Source organism: Leisingera sp. (genome assembly GCF_982940295.1).
Genome location: NZ_CEYXRG010000012.1, coordinates 72,899 through 88,947, shown reverse-complemented (window position 1 = coordinate 88,947; position 16,049 = coordinate 72,899). Strand labels below are relative to the sequence as shown.

At 63.6% G+C, this 16,049-nt stretch carries 11 protein-coding genes, 1 tRNA gene and 1 pseudogene; 4 read left to right on the top strand and 9 right to left on the bottom strand.

All coding sequences use genetic code 11. The features are described from left to right. Positions 1 to 54 precede the first annotated feature (54 nt). The 6 genes from AC4HIX_RS12590 to AC4HIX_RS12565 form a co-directional block, all read right to left on the bottom strand. A complete protein-coding gene (locus AC4HIX_RS12590) occupies positions 55 to 1,428 on the bottom strand; it encodes a hypothetical protein (RefSeq protein WP_490399170.1) in 1,374 nt (457 codons plus the stop codon). Then, positions 1,418 to 2,119, bottom strand: a complete 702-nt coding sequence (locus AC4HIX_RS12585) for an FkbM family methyltransferase (protein ID WP_490399169.1) — start codon at positions 2,117 to 2,119, stop codon at positions 1,418 to 1,420. The genes AC4HIX_RS12590 and AC4HIX_RS12585 overlap by 11 nt, the downstream gene beginning before the upstream one ends. Further along, positions 2,116 to 3,684, bottom strand: coding sequence for a class I SAM-dependent methyltransferase (locus tag AC4HIX_RS12580; RefSeq protein WP_490399168.1), 1,569 nt, complete (start codon positions 3,682 to 3,684; stop codon positions 2,116 to 2,118). Before AC4HIX_RS12580 ends, AC4HIX_RS12585 begins: the two co-directional genes overlap by 4 nt. A 111-nt stretch (positions 3,685 to 3,795) precedes the next feature. Continuing rightward, on the bottom strand, positions 3,796 to 6,072 hold the full coding sequence (locus tag AC4HIX_RS12575; protein ID WP_490399167.1) for a glycosyltransferase family 2 protein: 2,277 nt from the start codon (positions 6,070 to 6,072) through the stop codon (positions 3,796 to 3,798). 202 nt (positions 6,073 to 6,274) lie between these two features. Beyond that, positions 6,275 to 6,361, bottom strand: a tRNA-Leu gene (locus AC4HIX_RS12570). 361 nt (positions 6,362 to 6,722) lie between these two features. After that, a complete protein-coding gene (locus tag AC4HIX_RS12565) occupies positions 6,723 to 8,339 on the bottom strand; it encodes a peptidoglycan-binding domain-containing protein (protein ID WP_490399166.1) in 1,617 nt (538 codons plus the stop codon). Between the two features lie 72 nt (positions 8,340 to 8,411). Between AC4HIX_RS12565 and lipB the strand changes: the two are divergent. Continuing rightward, positions 8,412 to 9,119, top strand: a pseudogene (gene lipB / locus AC4HIX_RS12560) (lipoyl(octanoyl) transferase LipB); the annotation flags it as partial. On the opposite strand, the gene AC4HIX_RS12555 reads toward lipB, so the two are convergent. Then, positions 9,116 to 10,801 carry an alpha/beta hydrolase gene (locus tag AC4HIX_RS12555; protein WP_490399165.1) on the bottom strand — a complete coding sequence of 562 codons (1,686 nt, stop codon included), beginning with the start codon at positions 10,799 to 10,801 and terminating at the stop codon, positions 9,116 to 9,118. The pseudogene lipB and the gene AC4HIX_RS12555 sit on opposite strands and share 4 nt — an antisense overlap. 357 nt (positions 10,802 to 11,158) lie before the next feature. Further along, positions 11,159 to 11,584: an HIT family protein gene (locus tag AC4HIX_RS12550; RefSeq protein WP_475046811.1), complete on the bottom strand. Its 426-nt coding sequence runs from the start codon at positions 11,582 to 11,584 to the stop codon at positions 11,159 to 11,161. Positions 11,585 to 11,818: 234 nt separating this feature from the next. Here AC4HIX_RS12550 and ctaD point away from each other — a divergent pair, with 234 nt between their 5' ends. Beyond that, positions 11,819 to 13,492 (top strand): cytochrome c oxidase subunit I, encoded by a 1,674-nt coding sequence (gene ctaD / locus AC4HIX_RS12545; protein ID WP_222504053.1) that lies wholly within the window; start codon positions 11,819 to 11,821, stop codon positions 13,490 to 13,492. 151 nt (positions 13,493 to 13,643) lie between these two features. Continuing rightward, positions 13,644 to 14,126 carry a DUF2244 domain-containing protein gene (locus AC4HIX_RS12540; RefSeq protein ID WP_490399164.1) on the top strand — a complete coding sequence of 161 codons (483 nt, stop codon included), beginning with the start codon at positions 13,644 to 13,646 and terminating at the stop codon, positions 14,124 to 14,126. A 97-nt stretch (positions 14,127 to 14,223) separates the two neighbouring features. Here the strand turns inward: AC4HIX_RS12540 and AC4HIX_RS12535 are convergent, their stop codons facing one another. Further along, positions 14,224 to 14,697 carry a GatB/YqeY domain-containing protein gene (locus AC4HIX_RS12535; protein WP_490399163.1) on the bottom strand — a complete coding sequence of 158 codons (474 nt, stop codon included), beginning with the start codon at positions 14,695 to 14,697 and terminating at the stop codon, positions 14,224 to 14,226. Between the two features lie 182 nt (positions 14,698 to 14,879). On the opposite strand from AC4HIX_RS12535, the gene carA reads away from it, so the two are divergent. Next, entirely contained in the window at positions 14,880 to 16,040 is a 1,161-nt protein-coding gene (gene carA / locus AC4HIX_RS12530) for a glutamine-hydrolyzing carbamoyl-phosphate synthase small subunit (protein ID WP_490399162.1), read from the top strand. The last annotated feature ends 9 nt before the right edge of the window (positions 16,041 to 16,049 follow it).

The following is a 16,049-nucleotide window of genomic DNA, read 5'->3' as shown; positions in this document are numbered from 1 at the left end:
CCGGTATTCTGTCCGCGGTGCCCTGCCTGCCCGCCGCGCCGCTGCCAGCGCGGGCTACAGCCGCGCCTTCATCCGGCGGAAGAACCGGTCGTCCCGCTGACGCAGAATATAGTCGCAGACCCGCTGCGCAAGCCGGGGATGGCCGCGGTCCAAGGCCAGACTGGCCAGCTCCCGCTGAAAGCGCGGGAAGCCATGCCGCTTACGCAACAGGCGGTGGAACTGGTGCGGGGTCAGCTCGCCGGAAATGGCACCGCGCGCAACGTCCTGCAAAATACCCATCTGCTGCAGCGAGGATCCGAGCCGGTGCCCCAGCAGCGGGCAGCGCCAGAAGGTGACATTCGCGCCGGTGAACCGGGCGGCATGGGCGGCATCCGGCGCCACATAAGGGTCGAACATGATATGCACATCCCCCGCAGCCCGGCTGGCCAGCGCGGCATCGCCGAAGGGACCGGAAAAGTCCCTGTCCCAGACCTTCTTGTAGCGCATTTCCCAGGGCACAATTTTCTTGTCGAGGGTGGATTGCGGGCTGATCGCAAACACCGTGGACCCCGGCGCAGCAGCGGCATAGGCCGCCGCCGCATACCCGCCCATCGAGGCGCCATAGAACACCACCCGGGAAAACTGCTTGAAAAAACCGCTGTCGCGCAGCGCCTCAAACTTCCGGCTGACTTCCTGGTGGCGGAACCAGGTCCAGCCATTGGCCATCACCCCCAGCATCGACCAGCCCTGCGCCTCGATGAAGCCGAAGCCCCACGGCCGCCGGTCCGCCCGCTTGGTCATTGCGATGTCGAGGTTGTCGAAGGTGACCACCAGCGTCTTGCCGCGGGGAACGAACAGAAACGAATGCTCCTCCAGCTCGTCAAAGAAACCTTCCTTGCCCGCCAGCGCCTGCGCGGTCTGCGCCCAGCCTTCGACCGGCTCTGCATCGTCCTGCGGCTCGACAGAGAGCACCGCAAGCCCGTTGGAACCGTCCTCCGGCAGTTTCAGCGTATTGCAGCCGCCATAGGAGTTTAAGAACGGGTAGCTGCCCGAGCCCTTGCGGATTTCAAAGACTGCGCGGCTGAGCGGATGCAGCGCCCGGTCCAGCACGTATTTAAGCCTCCGGGGCGCGTGAACAGCGCCAAAGCCGTTCAGCGAAATCAGGACATCGTACTGCTTCAGGCTGTGCGGCTGGTCGGCCACCCGGACGGCCTCGCGGCCAACCCCGCCCTGTTCCAGCCGGGAGAGATAGTCAGCCAGCTGCTCCTTAGGAAGGGGAACTAAGGTGCCGCTGCTGTCGAGGCTGACAAGATCAATACTGCAGCCATAGCGCTGGTGCAGCAAGACGGCCAAACCGGGGGCCTGGCCATTCACATCCGCAATACTTTCGACGTCATCCGCATCCAGTGCGGGCAGAACCGTTTGGAAGTCGAAACCGTTATCCAGCATATTTTTTCAGCTGCCATCTTGGGATGCGCCGGAACAGGACCGATCCGCCACGGCTGACCTGCTGATCGTAGCAAAAGCCGCTCTGCGACAGCGCGTCAAAGCAATGCTTTATCCCAATTCTCTTAATTTTTCGCGTATGGATCTCCAGGAATATCTTGTCGATCCCGCTCAGATCCGCCGGCGCGAACAAATCCCGCTCGCCGCCTTCGATGTCTACAATCAGCGTGTTGGCCTTGAAGTCCCGGATCAGTTTCGACAGGCGGATGCCCGGAACTTCGATTGCCTTCTGGTAAGGCTCCTCCCCGTCCAGCGAAGACGACCAGAATTGTTCGCGGACATAAAAGGGAACCGGGGCTTCGGCTGCCCCATCGTTCAGAGCAACGCAGTTACGCACCTGCGCTGCCTGCAGGCCGTTCAGTTCGTGGACGCTGCGGATGAAGGCACAAAGCGTCGGATCAGCCTCGACGCAGAGCACGTTTTCGACGCCGAGACGGACGCCCAGGAAAGAAGAAATGAATCCGATCCCGGCTCCCAGCTCAATCACCCGATCGTCCTTCTCCAGAAACTTCGGGGTGCCGGAGACCTCGTCGAGCTCATAGCGGTCCTTGCGGATTGCGCGTTCGATCTTTGAGGTGATGACGTTCGGGTCCAGCGGGATTTTCACCCCGTGCGTTTCAAGAATTTCCGTCATTTCTGCTGGGCCTCGCGGGTCAGAACGGTGGAGTATTTGCCGTGCTTGGCCAGCACATCGACAGCGCCAAAGCTTTTCATCGCGCCGATGCCGCCGGATCCCTTGCGGATGTCCAGCACGATACCGCCGCCCTTGTTGATCTGATTGCGGAACAGATCCTCGTAAGTGCCCACGGGATAATGAAACCCGCAGGACGCCAGGCTGATGACCAGGTCAAAACCGCCCAGCGCCGCGGTGTCTTCGGCTTTCGGGTTGATGGTGGTGATCTTCTCAGCCGGAACGCCGTTCTTCTCAAGGAACGCGCGGGCGGTCTGCAGACTGGTGTAGCCTGCCCCTTCGCCCTGGAAGCCGAAATGGCGGCCATTGCCCTCTTCGATGTCGATCAGCACGATTTCACAGCCGTAGCGGCGGTGCAGCAGAAGACTGGCAAAAGCATAGCCGCAGCCGATGTCGGCGGCCCGCTTGGGCGCGATGGCATCGGTGGAGCCAAAGAAGAAACTGCATTCCCGTTCCGCAATCCGGATCGACTCCTGCAGGATATGGTCCCGCTGCGCCCGGGCTTCCGCCAGCAGGAGCGCCTCGTCGCCCGCCATCCAATCCCTGATGGTCTGACCGGAGCGAGCCAGCTCTGAGCGCTGCAAAAGAATATTGGCCACGTCCCGGTCGCTGAACATCGAAAAATCCAACGCGGACGGGTCCATCATTTCCGAAGCGGCCTCTTCCGGTCCGGGGTCGGCCTGCAGCAGGTGGCGGGTTTTCTCCGCGTTGATCCCGTGCTTGGCCAGCAGTTCGTGCACATAACACCCTTCGGCCGGCACGCCGCCGTATTTGGCCGCGATATTGCGGAAGCGGCGGCCCCAGAAGTGAATCGACAGGGTATCGCTGCGGATATGGCCGCGCGCCTGGTTCGGGCGGTTCGGGTTCAGCACCACCCCTGCCCGCTTGAACGGCACGGGATAGATCACATGGCCCGGACGGGAGTGCGAGACCTCGCCGGTTTCCTGCAAAAACCAGGTCAGCGCATCAGGCCCCCAGACGCCCCAGGGCAGCAGCGAGACGTGAACCCCCTGCCCGGACTCCTTGAGCGCCCGCAGTTCCGCCTGTTTCTGCGCGCTGTACCAGGGCGGGATGGGATATTCGTCGCTGGTGAACCGCAGCATCGCCTTGAGCGTCTTGGAGGTCTTGTGCAGCCGCAGCACGCCGTTGTTGACCATCGGCTTATCGTCCGAAATCCACCCGTGGAAGTGTTTGCCCCTGATGTCCCAAGGCTGGCAGCAGTAGGCATCGGTATCGGCCCAGATATAGTCGGTCTGGCGCAGCATATGCAGCCGGAAGATATCGGCGTGATACGCCGGGCTGCCGGTTTTCGCGTGGCGGATGATGCGCTCAGCAGGCAGGATTTCATTGGCATCGGCCACGTGCACGCCATCGGGAACGCCCTTGACCTCGTCATAGGTGAACAGGATCACTTCATGGCCATTGTCCAAAAAGGACTGCAGGCAAAGCTGCTCCAGCCAGCTGAGCTCAGCGCCCACCCATAGCGACGCAATCGCCGGAAGTGCCATGATACCTGCCCCTTATCAAACCCAACGCACTGGCCGTCTAACCGCGCCTTTTTGTTACCGAAAATTACTCCGGCGCCTGAAGCCCTGTCAATCTGGCGGGCTTCGGAAGGTTCAATGTGTGGTTTCCCCGCGCGCCACCGTGAACCAGAAGTCGCTGTCCGGATCTTTTTCGGCAATCCCGTCCGGGATCACGCCCGGGCCGCTGAGGAACACATTGGCGCCGAAATGCGCGTGCATCCGCGACAACTTGCGCAGCTTGTCCCCGGTCAGTTCCTGGAACAGTGCCAGCATATCGTCGCGGGTCTTCAGCTCCTCGATCTTTTCGCGGTGCTTGCGGCAGGAATATTCATGCGCCGCTGCGATATCCGGATCCGCCAGCAGCCGCGCCATCTCCGCCTCCAGCGCCGGGATCATGCGCTGGATCGACCGTTCCTCCTCGGCGTTGTTGTTCATGCGGAACCAGTAGGACAGACCCTGGTCCCGGTCCACGTGGTTCACCCGGCCGCGGTCGCGCTTGACCAGGAAGCTTTCGGCGCTGCGCACCGCGTAGTGGTTCAGCTGCACCAGGTCATAGCCATAGGTGCTCATCGACGAGCGCCAGCCATTGCGGAACATCTCCCGCGGCATGTCCCGGCCTGAGCCGTTGACCCAGCGGATGTCCTGCCACAGCTGCGGCTTCAGCCCCTTGGGGCGGTGGACCCCGAGTTTCTTGAAAATGCCCGTGTTGCGGAACAGCGTTTTGAAGCCCCAGGCCTGATGCGGCTTGCGGGTCACCTCAAAGGCACAGCGGCTGAATTCCCGGGTGACCAGATCGCCAGTGAAATCGCGCACGTCGTTGTTGCCGAACAGCCGCCAGGTCATCGAGATCATGTTGGCATCGCCCACCGCCTCAAACAGGTCTGCCAGCCGCCCTTCCCCGCATTTGATGTTGATGAACTCATCCACATCCATGCAGACCAGCCACTCAGCATCCCGGATGACCGGCTCTTCCTCCGCCGCCTGCAAGGCTGCGTGCTGCGGTTTCAAATCAGTTCCCCGGAACGGGTTTTCGCGGTGCTGCACAAGGCCCTTTTCCTGCAGCATCTGTAGCATGGTGTCGGTGCCATCGGTGCAATCGTTGGTGTAGACGAGGAAATCGTCGACCCCAATCACCCGGTGATAGGCCAGCCATTCCAGGATGAACGGCCCTTCGTTCTTCATCGTCGTGACAATGGCGGTTCTGGGCGTGCCTCCACTGCGCCGGATGGTCTGTTCCCCGGGAATGCGCACGGGGTTGGCGCCGAAATACCCGGTGGCCAGGTCCAGCAGCGCCGGGGTCTCCACGAGGCTGGTTTTCGGCACGATTTTTGAAACGGTGTCAGTTGGGTGGCGCAAGGCCATGCAGCGGTAAAAACGCAGATCATCCGCCGGATCAGGTTCTGCCCCCACCACGCGGATCAGGCGCCAGATACAGCCCTCTCCGGCCTTGGCCGGTGCAAGGCACCAGCGCGGACGCAGGCCGGTGGCGTCGAACTGGGTGCAGATGTGATCGGCAAAGGAGGCCTCGTTCTCCTTGCGCACCCGCCAGGGGTAGGCCTGCACCCCGCCCAGCCGCACACAGCCCGAGGGCGCCGCCGCAGCCCGGTCAAAGGCACCCGGGCCATCGCCGGGCGCCAGCAGATCGAACAGGTCGATGTTGGCAACCGCCCTCGCCCGCGCAAGGAAGCGCGCGCGCAGAATCTCGTAGATCAGAAACTCGCCCAGCGGCGCGCGCCACGGGTCGGCAGGCGGGATCTCCATACGGTCCTTGCCCGGAGCGCCCGGCACGTTGAAGGGATGCGCCTCCTCCGGCAGGCCATCCTTGCCCAGAGGCAGTTTGGAATGCACCACCACAACCTGCCGCGGCCCCTCGATGCTTTCCGCCTGCTCCTGCAGCTCTTTGATGAAGCGGCGGCTTTCCTGCGGCGGGGCCCGGTCCAGGATAACTGCCCCTTGCAGTCCATGCTGTTCGGCATGAAACCGCAGCCATTCGGCTGCGGTCTGGGCTGTTTCGCCATTGCGCACCGCCGCCAGAACATTGAGGCCTGCGAACAGTTCCGTCTCATCCGGGTGGAGACTGATGTCGAACTGCGAGCCATCAACGCGGACCGCAACCGTGCGGTGCCCGCCGTCGATTTCTGCGTCCAGGACAGGCGCGCCGCCATAGTTGTGCAAGACCGTCTTGCCGGACTGCGAAACTGTATCAAGCCCCTCCCGCCGGGTGCCGGATTTGAAGAACAGGCGGGCCAAGCGGCCAGTGCCGCTTGGTATTTCCACTGCGTCCAGCAGGACGGACTGCCCCAAGGACAGTGCAGAAAGCTCGCGTTCAAGGATCTTGCTGTCGCGTTTCCCGTTTGTTGGGCTGGGCATACTGCTGCTTTACGTTATGGCGCTCTTGGCCCCGGCAGACGCGCCTGGAGCATCTGCGCTTATAACCGCCCCGCCGACCTGCCGGAACCGGGAAACACCGCACCCCGCCCGCAAAGCAGCCCGCAGCTGATATTCCCGCAACACGCCGTCAAGTCTCGCTTCAGCAAGCGGCTGCTTGTTCAGGCTTAATTTTCGGGAAAGTTGGTGCGGTCGAGAAGACTCGAACTTCCACTCCGGTTAAGGAACAGCGACCTCAACGCTGCGCGTCTACCAATTCCGCCACGACCGCACTGTCTTAGGCTTGGTGTAGGGGCGTATAGACCAGCGCGGAAGCGATGTGAAGACGAAAATCGCCTTTTTTAGGCAGAATGTTCCCTACCACCGCCGCCACTGTCTAAGCCGCTGAGAACAGGCGGATAAACCGGTTGCCGCCTTGGCACACAGAGGATTTGCCTTGCGCCCGGCTGATGCGGTTTCTGAGCGTTTCTTACGCAGAAAGCGCCCGGGCCACTTCCCCGGAATAATCAGATTCCTTCACCAGCCTCTGCAAGCCCCGCCAGGGCAGCCGCACCCCGTCAGAGCTTTCTACAGTCATAAGGCACGATCACATGGCCGGCAGCGACGCCGGCCATGCCTTTGCAAAGCTCCCCTCAATCAGATGAGAAGGACGGCAGCGCCGATGCGCCGCCGGAGGCCTGCACCGGCTGCACCCGGCCGCCCGCCAGCTTGGCCGAGGCTGCCCTGATCAGCTCAGGACGTCCCGGCTGTCCGGGGGCAAACACCGGCGCGGTGCCGCTCTCCAGTGAGATCACCGCCATGCTGTACCACTCCTGCGCTTTTTCGGCCGCGTTCGGGGCGCCGAAGCCCAGCGCCAGGTGGTGGCCGATCAGCTCCGCATAGGGCCGTTTGCCGATGCCGGTCAGGATCAGCGCAGCGCCCAGCGCCACATCCATGTCATCGCGGCGGTAGCCGGAGAACAGGCAGATCCCGGCGGTGTTGGCCAGCTGCTCCAGCGACATGCCGGATTGCAGCACGAATTTCTGCACATCGCCCATCACCTCGCCGCTGCCAGCAGTGCCGAGCTTGGCCAGGAAGGGCTGCACCGCAGGGCCGAAGGCATCGCACTGGCTGTCGATTTGTGCCTGGGTGGCCCCTTTGACCTTGCCGGCCTGGGTCTCGCCTGCGTTGATGGCATATGTCCGGGCCAGGCAGAACTGCTCGCCCAGCGCCAGTTCCGGGTCGGTCATGCTGTCGGCCGTCATGAAGCCGCCGTTGGAGCTGGTCAGCAGGCTCACCTTGCTGCAATAGCTGGTCAGCGACGCGCTTTCCTTGGGCTGGTCAAACAGGGTGATGCCGCCCAGCGAAGCGCTTGGCTGTGCGGCAGCGGCGGTCACTGTGCTTCGGGTCTCCTGCGCAGCCTGCACCGGGGCTTCGGCGCCGGCATCCGTCATCCGGCAAGTGCCCTGATGACAGGCAAAGCTGGCGGGCGTCACGCCGCGCGCCAGAAAGTCGTTGCGCTGGTAGCCCTGCGGGGTGGAGGCAAAAACCATCACCGAACAGTTGGAGGCCCCGCACCAGAACGAGCTGCCGGAAACCGAGGTATCCAGCACATAGTCATTGCGGCCGTCGCCATTGAGGTCGGCCAGCTGCATGAAGCCGGTGCGCTGCAAAAGCTGTTCACCGGAAGGCTCGGAGCTGGCGGCGACCTCATCCACCGCGTGGCTGACTTCGGGCGGCAGCCCGCCATAGGTATTGCCGCCATAGCTGCTGCCGGCAGTGCGCAGGCCCGCGGCCTCATCGCGCCAGCTGTGCAGCAGGCCGCGCACGCCCTGCGGGCCCTGCATGGCCTTGATGACCTGCGGGCCGCCGATCTGCGCGCGGTTATAGGAGCTGACAAGGAAGTTGCGCTCATACGGAGCCAGATGGCCGGTCGCCGGATAGCCCATGTGGATCTGATACTGGGTGATGGCCGCGCGTGAGCGCCGCCCCAGAACCCCGTCGGCGGAGCCCGCATTGAAGCCGAAATAGTTTAGCGCAGTCTGGGTTTCTCGGTTTTCAGCCCGGGCCGCGGAATATGCCGGCGCCCGGCGGTAGGTCCGGGTGGTGCTGCGCTGGCGCTGCTTGTTCTTATGAATTTCATTGACGATTACGCCGCCAATGACGCCCCCGACAATTGCAGCGCCCAGATCGTCCGCGGCTGCAGGGCCCGCGGCCGAGGTTGCCAGAAACGCGGCAGCCAAGGCCGGCTTGAGCGGCTTGGTAAACATGATACTTGCCCCCTATGGATACTCGTTACGGAATCAGGATACTCCACAGGCAGCGCTTGCACCTAGGGATTTTACGGCCGTTTAACCGGCTCACCCCTTGCGCAAGGATGGAAAAGGACAGCTTCGGCCATGGTTGAGTGGATCACATCGGACAGTCTTGTGGAGTACGATCAAGCAGTTGCCTTTATGGAAGAGCGCGCCGCCGCAATCGCTGCGGGCTCTGCGGAAGAGTGCATCTGGCTGGTCGAACATCCACCGCTTTATACGGCCGGCACCTCGGCCAAGCGCGAGGACCTGACCGACCCGGACCGTTTCCCGGTCTATGAGAGCAAGCGTGGCGGCCAGTACACTTATCACGGGCCGGGCCAGCGGGTGGTCTATGTAATGCTGAACGTCGGCCAGCGCGGCCACGATGTGCGCCGGTTCGTGGAGCAGCTGGAAAGCTGGGTGATCGCCGCACTCGACGAATTCAACATCAAGGGCCACATCCGCGAGGGCCGGGTTGGCGTCTGGGTGGAACGCCCTGACAAGCCGCGCACCGTCTCGGGCGGTATGGCAGAAGACAAGATCGCGGCCATCGGCATCCGCCTGCGCAAATGGGTGAGCTTTCACGGCATCTCGATCAACGTTGAGCCGGAACTGGAGCATTTCACCGGCATCGTGCCCTGCGGCATTACCGAACACGGGGTCACCAGCCTGGTGGACCTGGGGCTGCCAGTCACCATGGCGGATGTGGATGTCGCCCTCAAACGCAGCTTCGGGCAGGTGTTCGGCAGCTAGGCCACTTCCCGCGCTGCGGCAGCGCAATCCTGCAACGCGGTCAGAACCAGTTCCGGGAAGGTGTAAAACAGCAAGGCCCCCGCCTCCTGGCTGACGCACAGCCGGGCGCTTCCCAGGCCGGTCAAAGTTTCCCGCACCGCCTGCAGCGGCGCCACATGATCCTCGCCGCCGTGCAGGAATACCGCACGCGAATTGCGGGCCAACGGCGGTTTGGGCGCACCCCGCCGCATCATCCGCACATCCGTCAGGAACCCGGCCCCGCCCTGCTGCAGGAACAGCGACTGGCTCTGCTGCAGCAACGGCAAAAGCTCCATCTGTGCCAGCATGTCCCTCTCCCGGCTGCCGCGGGCGGTCTGGATCCGCAACAGGGCCTTGTGGCCGTACCAATGCAGGGCGCCGGGCCAGCCCTTCATCAGCAGCGGCAGCAGCCAGCCGGCCCGCGCGGCGCAGAAAGCGACCAGCCAGGCATAGCCGCCGAGGCCGGAGAACTGCCGCGGGGACGTGAGCACGCAATTCGACGCCACCGCCACCAAGCCGCTGATCCGGCTGTGAAGGCGGCTGGCAGCGCTGCAGCCGTAGAGCGCGCCGACGCGGTGGCTGAGCAGCACGGGGCGCTGCAGCTTCTCGCGGCTGATCAGCGCCTCAAGCTGGCGCACAAAGGCATCCGCCGGATCCTGCCCGCGCGGCAGCGGGGCTGAGCCGCCATAGCCGGCCCGCATCGGCGCGTAGACCCGGAATCCAAGCGTCCGCAGCTGCGGCTGCAGGCGCTGCAGCGGCGCAATGCCGTCCAGCACCCCATGCACATAGATCACCGGCTGGCCGGTCTCTGCCCCCAGGCGAAAATACTGGACGCGCTGCCCGCTGCTGTCCTGGAATTCATCCGCAGGCGGCAGCAGCTCTCCACGGGCGATTTTCAGGTCGCGGGCGTGCTCGTTCATAAGGAAGGCCGTCAGCCGGATCAGTTCCGCCGTGCCTGGCGCCCCGGCCCTCACGGCCAGTTGACCCAGCCCGTCTGCCACCCTGCCGCCCGGCCCGCCCGCTGCGGCCTTCAGCGGCGCAAGATCGGAGCCGCGCAGGCCGAAAGCGGCGGCGACCGGCCCCGCCGCCTCGCCGGCCCACTCCCAGTCCAGAAGTTCTGCCATCACTGCCGCAGGGCCGCTGCCGTCGCTGTCCGGCCGGACCGGGCGGCACAGGAACCGCTCACCGGGCCGGCGGGTGCCCAGCACCAGCACGTCCTGCCATGAGAATGCCCCCTGACGCACCTGTTCCAAAAAGCTGTACCACCGGTCCGCTGCCGCCGGGGTCAGCCCCATCGCCGCCGGAAGGTCGCTGCATCCCATCATTTGCCGGGCCGCGCGCTGCGAGGCATTGAGCAGCCTGCCGCCGGACCCGGTCCCGGCCAGCAGCCAGAACCGGCTGCAGGGGCCTGAATACCTGCTGGGGTGCGGGCGTCCGGCCTGCGCCCACTGCTGTTCCTGGATATCCGCCGCGCGGGCGAAATGCGCTTGCAGCACGGGCGCCCTGCGCAGACGCTGCAGCGCCCCCTCCGCCGCAGGCAGCGCATCCGCCCCCTGCGTTACAGAGAAAAACCGGTCAAATTGCTCCGGCCGGAGCATCGTTTCGTAAATTGCGGCAACAACCTGATCCTGCGACAAGGCCTGCGCGCGGTACAAGAGCGTCACTGCGCCCCTCCAATACTACTATTCAGGCCAAAGAGGCAGCGCGCCCCGCAAGCATACGCCCAGAGGCCGGCGTAAAGGCCAGCCTCAATCAGGCAGTCAGCCTGTCAAATGAAAAAAACCCGGCGTTTGCCGCCCCATCCGTTCGGGCAATTGGTGCCGGACCACCCCAATTCTTGGGACCCTATACGCTTGGGCGCGTGCGCCCTCTTTGACATTCAACCAATTTGAGAAACAGCTATGATCAAATCCGACCAAAATTCAATATTTAATTCAAATGTACACAATTCACTGAAAAAACCGGTGTGACGCCTCCGCTGCAGCCGGCGGCGTCCCTGGCTCAGGCGCCGCCGGCAGCGCTCAGGCTTCGGACAATGCCGCGCGGATCTTTTCCGCCTGGTCCTGGATCTGGTCCATGTCGCCCATCTGCCCCGGGGGCCGCAGACGGTCGCCCTCCTTGCGCGGCAGCACATGCATGTGCAGGTGAAAGACCTCCTGACCGCCGGCCGCCTCATTGAACTGTTGCACTGTGACGCCATCCGCGCCAAAGGCCTTGATCACCGCATGGGACAGTTTCTGCACCGTCTGCATCACCGCCGCCATCTGCGCCGGGCTGGCATCTAGCAGGTTGCGGCAGGGCGTTTTCGGAATCACCAGCAGATGCCCGTCCGCACGCGGCATGATATCCATGAAGGCCAGCGTATCATTGTCCTCGTAAACGCGGGTCGAGGGGATCTCGCCGCGCAGGAGCTTGGCAAAAATGTTGTCGGGATCATATGCGGGCATGCGCCTGTCCTCCAAAATGGCTTTTCCCGGTTGTGCGCGCGCCCGGACGCGAGGTCAAGCGCTGCCGGCACCGGGCACAGCCTGCGGTTTCAAGGCCCTGCGGCAATAAATCTTGATCCAGATCAAACTCCGCCATTGAAGGCCCCGTCGGGCCACACTAAAACTCGCAAGGAATCCAGGCCGCCCGGAGTCCGTCTCCGGGGGCCTTTCGTTATGCAACAGGAGGCACCTTAAATGGCAGACGCAGCCATTCATGGTCACGGCCACGAGGACGAGCGGAGCTTTTTCACCCGCTGGTTCATGAGCACGAACCATAAGGATATCGGCATTCTCTACCTGATCGTCTCGGCGATCGCAGGTCTCATCTCCGTCATCTTCACCGTCTACATGCGGCTTGAGCTGATGGATCCCGGCGTTCAGTACATGTGCCTGGAGGGTGCGCGCATGTTCGCAGACGCCTCCGCGGAATGTACTCCGAACGGCCACCTCTGGAACGTGATGATCACCGCTCACGGCATCCTGATGATGTTCTTCGTGGTGATCCCGGCGCTGTTCGGCGGTTTCGGCAACTATTTCATGCCGCTGCAGATCGGCGCGCCGGACATGGCCTTCCCGCGCATGAACAACCTGTCGTTCTGGATGTATGTCGCAGGCACCTCGCTGGCGGTCCTCTCGGTTGTCTCCCCGGGCGGCAATGACCAGCTGGGCTCCGGCGTGGGCTGGGTTCTGTACCCGCCGCTGTCCGTGAACGAAGGCGGCTACTCGATGGACCTGGCAATCTTTGCCGTGCACGTCTCCGGCGCGTCGTCGATCCTGGGTGCGATCAACATGATCACCACCTTCCTGAACATGCGCGCCCCGGGCATGACCCTGTTCAAGGTGCCGCTGTTCTCCTGGTCGATCTTCGTCACCTCCTGGCTGATCCTGCTGTCGCTGCCGGTTCTGGCTGGCGCCATCACCATGCTGCTGATGGACCGCAACTTCGGCTTCACCTTCTTTGACGCGGCAGGCGGCGGCGACCCGATCCTGTATCAGCACATCCTGTGGTTCTTCGGCCACCCGGAAGTGTACATCGTGATCCTGCCGGGCTTCGGCATCATCTCCCACGTCATCGCCACCTTCGCGCGCAAGCCGGTGTTCGGCTACCTGCCGATGGTCTGGGCGATCATCGCGATCGGCGTGCTGGGCTTTGTCGTGTGGGCGCACCACATGTACACCGTCGGCATGTCGCTGAACCAGCAGGCCTACTTCATGCTGGCCACCATGGTGATCGCGGTTCCGACCGGGGTTAAGGTGTTCTCCTGGATCGCCACCATGTGGGGCGGCTCCATCGAGTTCAAGGCACCGATGATGTTCGCCTTCGGCTTCCTGTTCCTGTTCACCGTCGGCGGTGTGACCGGCGTGGTGCTGTCGCAGGCCTCCGTGGACCGCGCCTATCACGACACCTACTACGTGGTTGCGCACTTCCACTACGTGATGTCGCTGGGCGCCGTGTTTGCGATCTTCGCAGGCGTCTACTTCTACTTCGGCAAGATGACCGGCCGCCAGTACAACGAGCTGGGCGCTCAGATCCACTTCTGGATGTTCTTCATCGGCGCCAACCTGACCTTCTTCCCCCAGCACTTCCTGGGCCGTCAGGGCATGCCGCGCCGTTACATCGACTATCCGGAAGGTTTCGCCTACTGGAACAAGATCTCGTCCTATGGCGCGTTCCTGTCCTTCGCTTCGTTCCTGCTGTTCTTCGGCGTGGTGATCTATTCGCTGCTGCGCGGCGCCCGCGTCACCCAGAACAACTACTGGAACGAATACGCGGACACCCTGGAGTGGACCCTGCCCTCTCCGCCGCCGGAGCACACCTTCGAAATCCTGCCCAAGCAGGAAGAGTGGGACCGCTCGCATTCGCACTAAGCGGCTGAGACACTGACTTTCAAAAGGCCCCGGAGCAGACTGCTTCGGGGCCTTTTTTCATGACGCCCGCCTGGGGTATCAAGGCGGTGGAAATCCGGACTTTCCGCTACATCATTAAGAGACACACACAGTTTTCAGCAGGCGCAATCCGATGCCCTACAACTGGACCCGACCGAAAGCCGGTGCCGAGCGCGAGCTGCACCTCTGGCCGCATCAGTCGCTGCCGCCGCGCGGCTATGCGCGCTTCCTTGGCCTCACGGCGGTGCTGATCTGCGTGCCGCTGATCCCGGTGCTGGGCTCCGTCCTGCTGTGGGGGCTGCTGCCGTTCCTGCTGCTTGCATTGTTCGGCATGAAATGGGCGCTGGACCGCAGCCGCCGCGACCACCAGATACTGGAGGTGCTGACCATCGGCCCCCAGGACGCCCGCCTGGAGCGTATCAACCCGGACGGCAAGCGGCAAAGCTGGCACTGCAACCGCTACTGGGCCCGGGTCGAGATGCACGACCACGACGGCCCGGTGCCGCATTACGTCACCCTGCACGGCTGCGGCCGCGAGGTGGAGATCGGCGCCTTCCTGTCAGAGGAGGAGCGGGTCGCGCTTTACGGCGACCTCAAGTCCGCCTTCACCCGCTGAGCCGCACAAGAAAAGGCCCGCTGAAACGGGCCTGCTCTTTTCATCTTTCCCGGAAATACTCCTGCCGGAGGCAGCGCGCGCAAGCGCGCACGGCTGATCAGCAGCCGCCCTTGCTGCAGAGCTGGTCCTTGACCAGGGGCCCGGCTTTGCCGAAATCCATCTGGCCGGTGTATTTCGCCTTCAGCGCGGCCATCACCTTGCCCATGTCGCGAATCGATTCGGCACCGGTCTCAGCCACTGCGGCGGTGATCGCGTCGGCGGCCTCCTCGTCGCTCAGCTGCTGCGGCAGGAATTCCTCGATGATGGCGATTTCGCCCAGCTCCCGCTCTGCCAAGTCCAGCCGCCCGCCTTCCTCATAGGCGCGGGCGCTTTCCTTGCGCTGCTTGGTCATCTTGCCCAGAATGCCCAGGATTTCCTCTTCTCCGATGCCACCCTCCTCGCCATCGGCGCGGGCGGCGATTTCCCGGTCCTTGATCGCAGCATTGATCAGCCGCAGCGTACACAGCCGCTCCGCCGCCTTGTCTTTCATCGCTTGCTTCAGGGCCTGATTGACCCGGGTGTGCGTATCCATACTCAAAAGCATCCCCATGGTTGCCGGACACTGATGGTTATCCATTCTGTCTCTGCTGTGCAAGTTTACAGTAAATTTTCACAGCCGGACCCCGCGTCAGCCTGCCCGGCCCTTGCAGGCTTGACCCGCTGACGCGCCCCCCTTACAAGCCCATGAATTTCACCCGCATGGAGACTCGCGCAATGGCCGCTTCCGCCCCGACCAAGCCCACCGCATGCCTGGCGCTCGCCGATGGTACCGTCTTTTACGGCACCGGTTTCGGCGCCACCGGCGAAACCGTGGCCGAGCTCTGCTTCAACACCGCGATGACCGGCTATCAGGAGATCATGACCGATCCTTCCTACGCCGGCCAGATCGTCACCTTCACCTTCCCCCATATCGGCAACACCGGCGTCACGCCGGAAGATGACGAGACCGCCGATCCGGTGGCCGCCGGCATGGTGGTGAAATGGGACCCGACGCTGGCGTCCAACTGGCGCGCCACCGAAGAGCTGAAGGAGTGGCTCACCCGCACCGGCCGCATTGCCATCGGCGGCGTCGACACCCGCCGCCTGACCCGCGCAATCCGCCAGCAGGGCGCGCCGCATGTGGCGCTGGCGCATGACCCGGAGGGCAACTTCGACATTGAGGCGCTTGTCGCCAAGGCGCGCGGCTGGTCCGGCCTGGTCGGTCTCGACCTGGCCAAGGACGTGACCTGCGCGCAAAGCTACCGCTGGGACGAAATGCGCTGGGCCTGGCCCGACGGCTACGCCCGTCAGGAAGCCCCCAAGCACAAGGTTGTCGCCATCGACTATGGCGCCAAGCGCAACATCCTGCGCTGCCTGGCCAGCGCGGGATGTGACGTGACCGTTCTGCCCGCCACTGCGACAGCGGAAGAGGTGCTGGCCCACAGCCCCGACGGCGTGTTCCTGTCCAACGGACCGGGCGACCCGGCGGCCACCGGTGAATACGCCGTGCCGATGATCCAGGACGTGCTGAAGGCGGATCTGCCGGTCTTCGGCATCTGCCTGGGCCACCAAATGCTGGCGCTGGCACTGGGCGCCAAGACCGTCAAGATGAACCACGGCCACCACGGCGCCAACCACCCGGTCAAGGAGCATGCCACCGGCAAGGTGGAGATCACCTCGATGAACCACGGCTTTGCAGTGGATGCGCAGACCCTGCCCGAGGGCGTCGAAGAATCGCATGTCTCGCTGTTCGACGGCTCCAACTGCGGCATCCGTATTGCCGGCAAGCCGGTCTTCTCGGTGCAGCATCACCCCGAAGCCAGCCCCGGCCCGCAGGACAGCTTCTACCTGTTCGAGCGCTTTGCCGAGGCGATGGCCGAGCGCAAATCTGCATAAAAAAGCTGT

Coding starts and splice junctions, on each gene's coding strand:
- AC4HIX_RS12540 (WP_490399164.1), top strand. CDS start 13,644: ATGCCCTACAACTGGACCCGACCGAAAGCCGGTGCCGAGCGCGAGCTG.
- AC4HIX_RS12575 (WP_490399167.1), bottom strand. CDS start 6,072: ATGCCCAGCCCAACAAACGGGAAACGCGACAGCAAGATCCTTGAACGC.
- ctaD (WP_222504053.1), top strand. CDS start 11,819: ATGGCAGACGCAGCCATTCATGGTCACGGCCACGAGGACGAGCGGAGC.
- AC4HIX_RS12565 (WP_490399166.1), bottom strand. CDS start 8,339: ATGTTTACCAAGCCGCTCAAGCCGGCCTTGGCTGCCGCGTTTCTGGCA.
- AC4HIX_RS12535 (WP_490399163.1), bottom strand. CDS start 14,697: ATGGATACGCACACCCGGGTCAATCAGGCCCTGAAGCAAGCGATGAAA.
- AC4HIX_RS12580 (WP_490399168.1), bottom strand. CDS start 3,684: ATGGCACTTCCGGCGATTGCGTCGCTATGGGTGGGCGCTGAGCTCAGC.
- carA (WP_490399162.1), top strand. CDS start 14,880: ATGGCCGCTTCCGCCCCGACCAAGCCCACCGCATGCCTGGCGCTCGCC.
- AC4HIX_RS12590 (WP_490399170.1), bottom strand. CDS start 1,428: ATGCTGGATAACGGTTTCGACTTCCAAACGGTTCTGCCCGCACTGGAT.
- AC4HIX_RS12550 (WP_475046811.1), bottom strand. CDS start 11,584: ATGCCCGCATATGATCCCGACAACATTTTTGCCAAGCTCCTGCGCGGC.
- AC4HIX_RS12585 (WP_490399169.1), bottom strand. CDS start 2,119: ATGACGGAAATTCTTGAAACGCACGGGGTGAAAATCCCGCTGGACCCG.